Source organism: Eximiradius sp. (assembly GCA_937127445.1).
GTDB lineage: Bacteria > Bacteroidota > Ignavibacteria > Kapaibacteriales > UBA2268 > JAKIZO01.
The window spans coordinates 155,638-167,608 of sequence record CAKZLY010000014.1; the positions used below are offsets into that span (position 1 = coordinate 155,638).

Annotated in this window: 10 protein-coding genes; 5 read left to right on the forward strand and 5 right to left on the reverse strand. The window is 37.5% G+C overall.

Annotation, left to right across the window (positions count from 1 at the left end; genetic code table 11):
- The first annotated feature begins 14 nt into the window (after nucleotides 1-14).
- From lepB to AC6QZF_RS03395, 3 genes are read left to right on the forward strand one after another with little or no spacing between them, the layout of a single operon-like run.
- Nucleotides 15-947 (forward strand): signal peptidase I, encoded by a 933-nt coding sequence (gene lepB / locus AC6QZF_RS03385; RefSeq protein WP_499798471.1) that lies wholly within the window; start codon nucleotides 15-17, stop codon nucleotides 945-947.
- Nucleotide 948: 1 nt separating this feature from the next.
- Nucleotides 949-1,788 (forward strand): alpha/beta hydrolase family protein, encoded by an 840-nt coding sequence (locus tag AC6QZF_RS03390; protein WP_499798472.1) that lies wholly within the window; start codon nucleotides 949-951, stop codon nucleotides 1,786-1,788.
- The gene (locus tag AC6QZF_RS03395; RefSeq protein ID WP_499798473.1) at nucleotides 1,785-2,210 is read left to right on the forward strand and encodes a hypothetical protein; all 426 of its coding nucleotides are present in this window, start codon (nucleotides 1,785-1,787) and stop codon (nucleotides 2,208-2,210) included. The genes AC6QZF_RS03390 and AC6QZF_RS03395 overlap by 4 nt, the downstream gene beginning before the upstream one ends.
- Nucleotide 2,211: 1 nt before the next feature.
- Here the strand turns inward: AC6QZF_RS03395 and AC6QZF_RS03400 are convergent, their stop codons facing one another.
- From AC6QZF_RS03400 to AC6QZF_RS03420, 5 genes are all read right to left on the reverse strand, one after another.
- Nucleotides 2,212-3,654: a dockerin type I domain-containing protein gene (locus AC6QZF_RS03400; protein WP_499798474.1), complete on the reverse strand. Its 1,443-nt coding sequence runs from the start codon at nucleotides 3,652-3,654 to the stop codon at nucleotides 2,212-2,214.
- A 35-nt stretch (nucleotides 3,655-3,689) separates the two neighbouring features.
- Entirely contained in the window at nucleotides 3,690-4,727 is a 1,038-nt protein-coding gene (locus AC6QZF_RS03405) for a hypothetical protein (RefSeq protein ID WP_499798475.1), read from the reverse strand.
- Nucleotides 4,681-6,003 carry a type IX secretion system plug protein domain-containing protein gene (locus AC6QZF_RS03410; protein ID WP_499798476.1) on the reverse strand — a complete coding sequence of 441 codons (1,323 nt, stop codon included), beginning with the start codon at nucleotides 6,001-6,003 and terminating at the stop codon, nucleotides 4,681-4,683. The genes AC6QZF_RS03405 and AC6QZF_RS03410 overlap by 47 nt, the downstream gene beginning before the upstream one ends.
- Nucleotides 6,004-6,186: 183 nt before the next feature.
- Nucleotides 6,187-8,160 (reverse strand): PAS domain S-box protein, encoded by a 1,974-nt coding sequence (locus AC6QZF_RS03415; RefSeq protein WP_499798477.1) that lies wholly within the window; start codon nucleotides 8,158-8,160, stop codon nucleotides 6,187-6,189.
- A 26-nt stretch (nucleotides 8,161-8,186) separates the two neighbouring features.
- A complete protein-coding gene (locus AC6QZF_RS03420; protein WP_499798478.1) occupies nucleotides 8,187-10,592 on the reverse strand; it encodes an ABC transporter substrate binding protein in 2,406 nt (801 codons plus the stop codon).
- Between the two features lie 178 nt (nucleotides 10,593-10,770).
- On the opposite strand from AC6QZF_RS03420, the gene yihA reads away from it, so the two are divergent.
- Nucleotides 10,771-11,358: a ribosome biogenesis GTP-binding protein YihA/YsxC gene (yihA, locus tag AC6QZF_RS03425; protein WP_499798479.1), complete on the forward strand. Its 588-nt coding sequence runs from the start codon at nucleotides 10,771-10,773 to the stop codon at nucleotides 11,356-11,358.
- Between the two features lie 11 nt (nucleotides 11,359-11,369).
- A complete protein-coding gene (locus tag AC6QZF_RS03430; protein ID WP_499798480.1) occupies nucleotides 11,370-11,966 on the forward strand; it encodes a D-sedoheptulose-7-phosphate isomerase in 597 nt (198 codons plus the stop codon).
- Nucleotides 11,967-11,971 lie beyond the last annotated feature (5 nt).

Below are 11,971 nucleotides of genomic sequence, written 5' to 3' on the forward strand. Positions count from 1 at the left end.
AATTGGAATAAATTATGAAAAATTTCATTGTTTCTGCTTATCGAAGCTACAAAAACTACAAAGCAAATAAAAAGAAACCTCAAACTTTTGCCGAACACGTTGTTTCGTGGATTAAAACAATCGTAGGTGCAATTATCTTTGTGATGATAATCAACGGGTTGCTTATTGCTTCGTTTGTTGTGCCAACCGGTTCGATGGAAAAAACCGTTCTTACGGGCGATTTCCTCTTTGTCAATAAATTGATTTTCGGCCCATCAACTCCTCAGATAATTCCGTTTGTGAATATTCCTCTGCCTTTCTATAAATTCCCGGGACTTCGCAAACCCGAGAAAAATGATGTTATTGTATTTATTTTCCCCGGATATCGTGATGAAGTCGAAGCATCTGAATTTCAATATTATTTGAAACGATGTGTTGCTACCGCCGGAGATACTTTGCAAATTATCAACAATGTGCTTTACGTCAATGGTGTTGAGCAAAAATTGCCACCTAATGCAGTTGTTAGCAACAACGCTTTTCGCGACCCAATGGAAACACTTCGTACCTTTCCCAAAGGACAAAACTGGACACACGATAACTACGGTCCAATTCGCATACCCAAGAAAGGGGACGTGATTAATCTCTCGCTCGAAAATTTAGATGAGTGGGAAATTTTCATCAAACGCGAAGGTAATGATTTGAAAATGGAAGGCAACCAAATTATTATAAACGGCAAACCAACCGATAAATACATTGTTCAACGCGACTATTGCTTTGGAATTGGCGACAACCGTGATTTTAGTCTCGATAGCCGCTATTGGGGATTTATCCCTTACGACAATGTTCTTGGCAAACCTCTTATTATCTATTGGTCCTGGGAAATTAAAGATGCTTACGAACGTCCCTACAACTTAATTGAAAAAATTAAAAATATTCGCTGGAACAGAATATTAACAACAGTCAGTTAAAATGAGTACTATTATTAGCTCGTTCAAAAATAGTTACGGGCTGGATATTAATTTAGAAATAATTGATAATAGCAATAGAACGAAAAAATCGCTGTTTCTATTCCTTCACGGGTTCAAAGCATTCCGAAACTGGGGCTTTTATCCTTACCTTTGCGAAAAAGTAGCCGAACACGACTTCATTTCTGTTCGGTTTGATTTCTCGCTTTCTGCTGTTGCTGATGGCGAACGCTTGATTTACATTTCTGAACTCTTCGCCCAAAACACTGTTTCTCGTGAAATACAAGATGTTCAGGATTTCATCTCAGCGCTCGAAAGCCAGCAAATACCAATAGATTATAATAACTGGGACGGCAAAATTGTCCTTTGCGGGCATTCCCGAGGTGCTGCAATTGCAATTCTTACAGCAAATCTTTCCCCTCGGATCAAGAAACTTATTCTGCTTTCGCCCATTGCTTCGTTCGATAGATATTCTGACCGCCAAAAAGATTTATGGAGACGTAGTGGTTACGTTGAGTTCAAACTCGTTCATTCACAACAAAAATTACGTCTTAATTACTCTTATCTCGAAGATATTTTGCTCAATGCCGATAAATTCAACTTGCCAAAAGCAATTTCCGAGGTGGAACAACCTATTTTGATTATTCACGGCAAGCAGGATTTAACTGTTTCCACAAAAGAGGCATACGAACTTGCTCATAATGTTAAGAACAAAGAACATCTCCGTTTCCTGTTGCTGGACAAAGCTGGACACGGGTTTAATTCAGCTCACCCGTTCGATGGAACAAACCAAATGCTTGAAATGCTTGTTGTTGAAGTAGTTAACTTCATTAAAGAAAAATGAGGAACAAACCTTATATATTGTTGCTTTTGCTGCTGCTTGCAAGCTGCGAACTAATTGTTATCAAAGCACCACCAAAGGAACGCACCCAGCGTGTAGAACTTTCCCAGCGAGCTCCGCTTAGCGTTGTGATGCTGTTCAAAGCCGAACTCGATAGCAGCAATGTTTTTGGTGCTATGTCGCTTATTGCGTCGCCCGATAAAACTAAATACCTTGCAGAACAACGCTACGAGCGTATTACCGATATTACACGTGTTCGCCGCATTTTGCAAAACAAAAAAGTTACCGAATATAAAGCAAATCCAGTTGCTGATGATATTTCTATTGTGAGCCTGGAACTTAACTGGATAGAGAAAATTAACTTTGTTGCTGCAAAAATCGATAGTCAGTGGTATGTAACTGATTTTAAATATCCTGCGGAATAGACTATTCAAGAATTATCTTTTGTGTTTTTGCTTTATTTGAGTTGCTAAATTTTGCAATATAAAAACCTTTCATTGCGGCTTTCGAGAGTGTCTCTACCACAGAAGAATTCCTTATATCTGCTCTATAAACAAGTTCTCCCAATAGATTGTAAATCTCTAAATTATCATATTTCCCAAAGCAACTATTCAAATAAAACGTATTATTCGCAAAAAATATCTCTTGATTTTCAGATTTATCATCAATAGAGGTCAAGGCAGATAGCTCGAAAATATAACCAAAGGAAGAAATTCCTTTAAGGTTTTTGATAGCAACATTTGGAACTGAAAGACGCCACTTTTTCGGTTCTAATACTAAATTTGCTACAATTCCTGAACTGTTTATTTGTTTAGCTCTATCGACAGTGCCAATCGAAAAATCAATCGAACGAGCATCTGATTTCCAAATTGAAAAAGTTGCTTCGTTCCCGTCCAGAAGTCCTGTCGGCTCAATTCCTAAGACTTCAAAGTCCTCTAATTCAGGAATTTCAATTGTTCCCGCAAGCGATAAATACGGCTGATAAGTACTTACATAAATTGGATGAACAATGCTGCTACTTGTTTTCTGGACAACTACCTTCGGCAACTTTATTTCATAATTCGTATTATTGATAATACTGCCAACTGGATGCTGTTTGTCGTAATTATAGGAAATGACTAAATTATCAATCATATTGACTTCACCGTTGCCATCACAATCTGCATAAGTTGCAGCTGCAGTGTCCCACGCAATAACAGGTTGAGGCGCCCATAGAGTGCTTGCAGGTTCGCGTTTAAAACTACGCATTTGCTTTGTGTTCGGACCCAAGCCTAAATAATACGAAACTGTAGCAAAATCAAGATGATTTACTATCCCATCGTTGTTTGCATCACCGGGCCACACATTGACAAAACTATGAATTGTGTAGCTAATACTTGTTGTAGGCAAGTCTATGAGTTTCAATTGGCCATTGCTAACTACTGTTATTCGTGGATTAATTAAATTAAATGTAACTACATCAAAGTGTGGTGCGGCAGGGATTACAACAAATTTCAAATTAACTACTTTGGGATTATTGGGGGCGTTTGTGTCGCGAGTATAGTCCATACCGGAGGTTACAACCAATCTGCCGATATCAGTCGAAGCGTCGGGCAACGAAAGCACAAGCGTTTTCGTTGTACTACCGAAATTGCCACGTTCCCACTCAGAAAAGCGAATAAATTGCGTTTTGTTGTAGCGAAGTTCGAACGATACATTGGTGCATCTTTCGATATTTTCGGCAACTACATCGATGCTGAACAAGTAGGTAGCCGTAACAAACTTGCTTCGGGACGTATCGACATCTCGTCTCACAAAGTTAAGCGATTGCGAGTGCAAGCCTGTTGCAGTCAACAATATTAAAGTTAATATGTAAATAATTTTTTTCATTATCAATTTACTTAGCAATTGATATGCCAGAAATATCAATCGCTATCAATATTTAGCAACTTTTTTGCCAAATTCGCTACGACTTTATTCATTTCTTCTATTTTATCTTCGTTGATTATATCGACAACTGTTCTGATTTTCTCAACATCATTTTCGTTAATTTTATAAAGTGTAAGCGAAATTTCTGCTGCTTCGGGCAATTGTTCGTAGCTTCCAGCAATAAAATATCCAACCCTGAATTTTCGCAGTGCGTCTATCTCATTTAAAGTAGGTAAATTATAATTTTCTACAACGTAGAGATTAAACAAACTATACAAACTGTCCCGCGTTTCGAGGTCGTAAGCAACGAAATCCTTTGATTTTTTTGTTACTTCGAAAATTGCTTCCAATGCGGAAAACGAGGACGTTACTCGTGCATCATACAAATTCCAGGGGCTTATGCCGATGGGCAGACTAAAGCCAATCCCAGTAAGAATTAGCGTTGGTACAGGTTTCACATTTAAGTTCCCAACTTGATTTGAATATAATTTGCTATTGTTTTTGGCATCTGCGAATGCCCTTTGAGTGGCAGTAAGCAGTGACGGATCGAAAAGAGCTTTTTCAGTAGTAGCCTGGCGATAGTTCAGATGGGCGAACCCTTCGCCAATCTGACGTTCCGTTGTGTCGGCAACATCGATAAGCACCAGTTCCACTCGTAGCATATTGATAAATCTATCTGCTCGCATAAAAGCAACTTCATCTGCGCCTGCAATTTTGGCAATGTCGAGCAGAATAGGCTTTTTGCCTTCGTCGTAGAATTTTTGAGCGATTGTGTCGCGGTCGGGTTTCTCAATGAAATCGAATTTGCCCGTTAGCCTTGTCGCAAGGGACAAAGCAGCGTCCGCCTTTGTTTCGGAAATGTCTTCCGTCGTTATGTTCCTGCCCGCAATGTAGTGGCCAAGCATAATCTTTCTTTTTTCAACCTTGCTTGAACACCCAATAATAACAAGCGTAATCAATAATAATGCTAACTTTTTCATTTTATCCTCAGTAACTTCTACTAATACTTTGCCTTGTTGCTGCAATAATTGCATCGTAACCTCCGAAAGCAACATCTTTGTAGTAAACAAACGCAATGAACGAATGGTCGTTTACGCTTGTGTTGCCTTCGTATTGGTCGGTTGAATATCGCACCGCACGGTTTCGGTAAAAGTCGAATTCACCCGTGGCGTATAGATAATTGTGAACACCGCGACGCACCCATGCCCGCAGTTTGTAGTAGCGATCGGCTTCGTCGAAGTGCATAATCCAGCGAAAATCCGGCTTCCAGTTGTTGAAAGTGCCGATTATAAATACATCTTCGTTCGTAATTACTCCGTCGGGTTCAAGCAGAAACTCCAAATAAATATAGTCATTTGCATAATTTGGGACGCGATTTGTAATCATCATCCCTTCGTTATCGTACTCGTTGAAGGTGCCGTTGCGCCGCAAATCCGATAGCGGTAATCTCTGTTCGGCTACTCCACGTGGGAAATAACCAAGATTGGTCAAATCCAGTACTCTATACTCGTTTTCGGCAGGCACACCCTCAATTCTAAAAAACTTCCTTGCTCCGATAAAACCCGAAACGCTTCTGCGATAATGATATTTATATAAATATGAATAGTCGTCTATATTGCTTCTGTCGGAAATTACGAGTGGTTCTTCCCAACGATTGTTTTTATAAAGCACGCAAGTATGTACATTATTGTCCAGCAGGTTCAATTTTGACCAAACCTGCACATCAAGATTATAACTTGTTGATGAAACATTGTATTTGGTCGAATACATACTATTCCAAATGCTCATCGCTGTTTGGGCTCTCGGCTCAACTACAAAAAACTTTGCTTCTGCAAATTCTTCTTTATCATCGTCGTAATTGTAGAATTTCACTTTCCAATTGCCAGAATACTTAATCGGAATATTAAAATCAGGAAATGTGAAATATCCTCTATGCGAAAAATATGGGTTGGTATATCCCGCCACATCCCAGCGAATATTGCTAAATCGGCGGTGGTATAATTCTTGATAGAATATATTCCCGGTTTCCTTCCAGTCGGCAGTGCAATGGACAAACCGAGCGTATAAGTTCGGTGGTACGTCTGCAAAAATATCGAGTTCCACAGTTATTTTCTCGCTCCCAATATTGGTCGAGTAACCTGAACTATTGTTCAGGACAAGTATAGGTGGCATAGTTTCGTTATCACCGTATATTCGAACTCCGCACAGCAGTGGCTCTATCGATGGGATGAATTTATCTTCCTCTGCTTTTAAGCTAAACGAAAGCACTAATAGCAATATCAATATTTTGATTGTTATTCTCTTATTCATCTTTTTCTTATTGACAATTGCAAAAAATTGTAACTCAAAACTTATTTATAATGACGATTTATTTGTTTAGACATTAAAAAATAATTGCATTATCAAAAATAATTTGCAGAAACGCTCGCAGTGCATCTCTGCAAAAGATTTGATCATAGGTTTTTGTGGTTACGCCTTGAACCTATAAGCAAATTAATTTCTTGAAATATCTTTTACCGGTAGGGTAAAATAGAAAGTTGTCCCCTTGCCAATTTCGCTTTCAGCCCAGATTTTCCCTCCGTGCTTGTTTATGAACTCCTTGCAAACAATCAGCCCAAGCCCGGTGCTCATTTCTCCTTCCGTTCCAGGACGAGAAATCTTTTTATCCAGGTTGAATAGCTTTGGCAAATTGTCCTCATCTATCCCAATTCCCGTGTCTTTCACAAATAAACATATCTCAGATTTTTTCGATGGCTTTTGACCAAGCAGAACCTGTCCTCCACGATGTGTGAATTTTATTGCGTTTGTAACAAGATTGCGATATACTGTCCCAAGCATGTTTTCATCGGCAAACACCATAATATCATCAGGCACTTCAATATTTATTTCAATATTTTTTGCAGTTGCTTGCGGTTGCGAAATCAGCTTTACTTCCAAAAGCAAATTTTTCAGATTAAATTCATACGGTGCGAACTCAATTGTGCCCATCTGCGAGCGGGACCAAACAAGTAAGTTGTCCAGCAAGTGATAAGTGTTTTTCGAAGCATTCTTCAAGTTGTGTATCGCTTTTTTTCTTTCACCGTCGCTCATCTTTTCGTAAAACCTATCCAGTAGCTCTGCATTGTTTATTAGCGTTACAAACGGATTTCGCAAATCGTGAGCAATTATTGAAAAGAACATATCTTTTGTTTCGTTTGCGTAACGCAATTTTTGTTCCGAGTCCATCAATTTTTCGTTCAATTCAACTAATTTTTTTGATTCATTCGATAGATTTTCGTTCAGCATTTTAAGTTCGTAATTTGATTCTTCAAGTTGCTGCAAAGTATCATTTAATTCTTTTGTTCGCTCTTTGATAATATTTTCCAAATTTTTGTTTATTTCTTGAAGCTGTTGCTCGGCAATTTTTCTGCTATGAATATCGCGAATTGTTCCAATAAATCCCATAACCTCGTTGTCCTCGTCGTACAACAATGAAATATTAAGAGAAACCCAAATTTTAGAGCCATCTGCTTTGTAATGCTCAACCTCAATAAATCGGTTTTTCCCGTTTCGCTCTTCAAGCAGCTCTCCCAATGCTTTCTCAATTTTTTGACAGGAATATTCTGTAAATAAATTGTTAAAAGATTTGTTTTTATATTCACTAATTGTAAAACCAAATGTCTTGAAAACAGATGGACTAACGTAGGTAATTTTTTTGTCTAAATTTATAGTTATAACTACATCATTAATATTGTTTGCCAATTGGCGGTATTTTTCTTCGTTTTCTTTAATGATATTTGTTATTTTAATTTGATTTTTCATATTCCTGTATAAAAACAAGATTACGAAGATAAATACTACTGCAATTGGCAACGCACTACTACTGATTACATCAAAATACCACGTGCTTGCATCAATGTCAACCCCTATTGCTCCTGCTATCTCACCTGTGTTTGGATTGACAATGGGCACTACGGCACTCACAAATGTCCCCCATTCATCACTATAAGGTCCAACAACAACAGGTTTTTGCTCCTCGAACAAATTAAAAAAGTCTTGCGGAGCATTTTTGTAGATGTCCCCGGGGTTTGCCTCTTTTTCCCTCAATTTATTTGTGTTGCCGCAATCGAAATAGAAAAATATTGCGCCTTCTTCATTCCGATTGAAAGCGTAAATATATCTATATTTCTTGTTTATCTTGAAAATTTCATAAGCACGCGACTTTACTTGCTTATAATAGGGATTGTTTACATCATCCTTTGTCCCAGAAAGTAGAAGTATATCCCCGTTTTGTATTATTTTTGATATGAAAAGTGCATTTGTTAAATGATTTTGCCTCAGCTTGTTATCTTCATAAATTAAAAGTTTATATACTGCAAATATTCCAATTAATGCAACAGCAATTATTGCAACATACCAAACAATAGATTCTTTCTTCTTTTTCATTTCAAGTCGTAATAGGTGAATATTTAGATTATACGACTTCATAGAAAATATTATGCCAAAAATTTCAATTAAATATTACCATTTTTAGGTAGCGTGAAATATATTACTGTGCCTTTGTTTGGTTCACTCTCAGCCCAAATTTGCCCGCCAGACATTTCAACAAATTCTTTGCAAAGCAGCAGGCCTAACCCCGAACCCCGTTCGCCTGCTGTGCCTTGTGTAGATCGAGCTTTCGACATTTCAAACAGTTTCTCCAACCGTTCCTTGTCAATTCCTACGCCGCTGTCTTTTACAAACACAACGATATAGTTCTCGTCGAAATTATCATCTGCTCCAATTAAAATTGTCCCATAATGAGGTGTAAATTTTATCGCATTGCTTATTAAATTCCTTATTACTGTATCAATCAAATTCATGTCGAAATACGCTAATAGCTCGTTAGGAACTAAATTATTTACTTGTATCTCTTTGTTTTTCGCTGTTTGCTGAAAGAGTCTAATATTCTGCTCAACTACTCCAAATAAAGGCTGGATAAATGGTATGAATTCTATTTTTCTCATCTGTGCTTTTGCCCAGGTAAGAAGATTTTCCAGCATTTCATAAGTGCGTTTTGAGGTTTCATACATAACATTCAGCATATTTTTTATTTCATCGGGTTTCATTTCATCGAAATAATACAGTATAGTTTCCAATAGACTTCTTGACGAACCTATTGGATTGCGCAGGTCGTGAGCTACAATGGAAAAGAATTTGTCTTTTGTGTCGTTAATCTTTTTCAGTTCATCTTCCGAGCGTATAAGCTTTTCATTTAGTTCAGATAATCGCATACTTTCGCGAGCAATTTCCTCATTCAAGTTTTTCAATTCATAATTCGAAACTTCTAAGCTTTCCAATGCTTGCTTTAATTCGAAAGTTCTTTGCTGAACCTTTGCTTCAAGAGTTCGGTTTAGTTCAAGGATTTCTTCCTCTGCTTTCTTTCTGTCTGTTATATCTCTGCAAATTCCTTCGTGAAAAATAATATTGCCGCTTTCATCTTTAATATATCTTGGGTGGTCTTCTACCCAAATCATTGTCCCGTCTTTTCTTTTCAGTCTGTATATATCTATTTCATTGCTAAACATTGTACTTCTCTGAATAATCTCATCTCTTTCTTCTGGCGTTACATATAAAGCCTCGGGAATATAAATCGATTTGAGTTCTTCTAAACTATCATAGCCAAGCATCTTAACAAATGCTGGGTTCGCATCTAAAAACCGTCCATTCGGGGTTGAGCGGTAATATCCATCGGGCATAGTTTCAAATAAGTTACGGTATTTGGCTTCGCTTGTCATTAATTCCAAATTCAATTGCTTCTGCACCCTATGGCTTCTTATAAGTATTGAAATTATTACCAACAAAAGCAAAATCACTATAAACAAAAACCACACTATGGTTTTATTCATTTCGTAAAAGGATTTCGGATTATTTATTATTATACTATTGGTTGGCAACGAGTCCGGAGCTATATCAAACTTTACTAAATAGTTGTAATCAAACATATAGCGATTTAATCCATTATGGCGAACAAAGAGATTCTCGATTTTTTTACCTTCCAAAATTTGTTTTGCCAACTCGCCTGCAACTTGTCCTTGATAAAATCCACTCGTCAAGCAGCCGCCAACAATTCCTTTCCCAAGATAAAAATCCCATACTCCATAAATTGGAACTATCGAAGCTGCCGCGATTAACTCTATGCTTTGGTCGTATGATATTACCTTGCCTGCTGCATCTCGATTGAATGTCATTAGGAAAATCAAGTCTTCATCTGAACGAATTTGCGATACTTCGTATAACACGTCTTCTATGGTTAAATTATCCAGAAATCTAAATTCTACTTTTTGCGAAAATTTCGGAATTACTGCATCCAATACTACTCTATTCCCCTTGCCCGTTGTTGTTGTGTCGTTTATTATGTGTATTCGTCTTGCCTTTGGATGCAATTTTAGCATTATATCAAAGGTTTTTGCTAAATCGAAAGCTTCGGATACTCCTGTTGCAATCCCCTTAATTCTTTCTTCTGTTTCTTGATTTAAATGATTTACTCCACAAAAAACAATTGGCGACCTTTTGAATATTGTATCACGGTTGTTCAACGCAAAATTAAAAGCATCGTCGTCCGTAGTAACAACTACATCGAATTTTTCATCGGAAAACTTGTGGAGAAATTCTTTCTTTTTTATCTCAAAATAATCGTTGCTAAAATGCCTCTTTGTATCTAAATACTCTGTAAATATTTCTGTGAAATTTATAGATGTAATTTTATCACGTATGCCGCGGTCTTCTTCATCAGTCCATTTTAATCCTTTGTGATAAGAATGCAGTATTAAAACTTTTTTGTTGTGGGAATGACTGGCGTAGGTCTCGACTATAAGAGAAAATACGATTATTGTGATAATCGCTAATTGCTTACCATATTTACTAATGAATTTTAACATAACTTCTTACGAAAACGCAATCTATATGCCTATATTGTGTAAATTAATATTTATTAACCTTAAATTCATTTATTAATTATCTGTTATTAAACTCTATTAAATTATTATTAGTATATTACATAATTTAGAATAATACTTTTTTTATATCGTTTAATTTACTTTAAAGACTGATGTATTTATGAAACAACTAAATGCAGAATTTATAATAGGTGCGAGCAATGTCGCTCAGTTTCCCAATCTTGCACTTCCCGAAGTGGCTTTCTGCGGTCGTTCAAATGTTGGGAAATCGTCCCTGCTCAATAGTATTGTCCTTAATAATCGCCTTGCAAAAATTAGTTCCACGCCAGGGAAAACCAAAGAGATAAACTTTTTCCTTGTCGACGAAAAGTGGGTTTTTGCTGATTTGCCCGGATTTGGCTATGCTGCTGTTGGCAAAGACTTACGGCTTAAATGGACAGCACTCAATTGGCACTACCTCGAAAAAAGAGAAAATCTCAAACTTGTTTGTGTCCTTGTTGATTCCCGGCACGACCCGATGGAACAAGATTTAGAAACAATCGAGCGTCTTGAATTTGCCGAAAGAAATTATCTTATCGTGCTTACCAAGTGCGATAAAATTAGTAAAGATGCAGTCGAGCAACGCAAACAGCAGCTCGAACATCTGGTTTCTCAATGCCACTTTGCCGTTGAAGTGCTGCCTTATTCCTCTGTTAAGATGCAAGGACGGGAAGAATTACTTGCAATTTTGAAACGTTTTTTAGGTTAAAGGAGTTTTCTATGCTTGATTTCGGGAAAAAATTATTCGATAGCTTGAACGAAACAATTGAAACAAAACAAAAAACTGCCGAATTATGTAGTTCAGAAATTGAACAATCAGCTCATTTGCTTGCAGATACTTTACTCAACGGCGGCAAAATAATGATTTGCGGCAATGGTGGAAGCGCTGCCGATAGCCAGCACATCGCTGCTGAACTTGTGGTTCGCTTGCGCAGCCATATCAATCGCCCTGCTCTTGCTGCTATTGCTCTTACAGTTGATAGCTCTATTCTTACAGCTGGGGGCAACGATATTGGCTTTGATAATATTTTTGCCCGTCAAGTGGAAGCATTAGCCCGCTCGGGTGATGCTTTTATCGCAATTTCTACAAGTGGTAACAGCGAAAATGTACTTCGCGCGGCACTCACTGCTCGAAAAATGGGCATCCGCACTATCGGCTTGCTCGGCAAAGACGGTGGCAAAATCAAAAACGAATGCGATTTATCAATAATTGTCCCTTCTTCCAATACAGCAAGAATTCAGGAAACTCACATCTTTATTGCTCACCTGTGGTGTGAAGCAATCGAAGAATTACTTTTTCCCGAATTTTTTCAATAAAAATA

Coding starts and splice junctions, on each gene's coding strand:
- AC6QZF_RS03415 (WP_499798477.1), bottom strand. CDS start 8,160: ATGAAGTCGTATAATCTAAATATTCACCTATTACGACTTGAAATGAAA.
- AC6QZF_RS03400 (WP_499798474.1), bottom strand. CDS start 3,654: ATGAAAAAAATTATTTACATATTAACTTTAATATTGTTGACTGCAACA.
- AC6QZF_RS03420 (WP_499798478.1), bottom strand. CDS start 10,592: ATGTTAAAATTCATTAGTAAATATGGTAAGCAATTAGCGATTATCACA.
- AC6QZF_RS03430 (WP_499798480.1), top strand. CDS start 11,370: ATGCTTGATTTCGGGAAAAAATTATTCGATAGCTTGAACGAAACAATT.
- AC6QZF_RS03405 (WP_499798475.1), bottom strand. CDS start 4,727: ATGCAATTATTGCAGCAACAAGGCAAAGTATTAGTAGAAGTTACTGAG.
- AC6QZF_RS03410 (WP_499798476.1), bottom strand. CDS start 6,003: ATGAATAAGAGAATAACAATCAAAATATTGATATTGCTATTAGTGCTT.
- lepB (WP_499798471.1), top strand. CDS start 15: ATGAAAAATTTCATTGTTTCTGCTTATCGAAGCTACAAAAACTACAAA.
- AC6QZF_RS03390 (WP_499798472.1), top strand. CDS start 949: ATGAGTACTATTATTAGCTCGTTCAAAAATAGTTACGGGCTGGATATT.
- yihA (WP_499798479.1), top strand. CDS start 10,771: ATGAAACAACTAAATGCAGAATTTATAATAGGTGCGAGCAATGTCGCT.
- AC6QZF_RS03395 (WP_499798473.1), top strand. CDS start 1,785: ATGAGGAACAAACCTTATATATTGTTGCTTTTGCTGCTGCTTGCAAGC.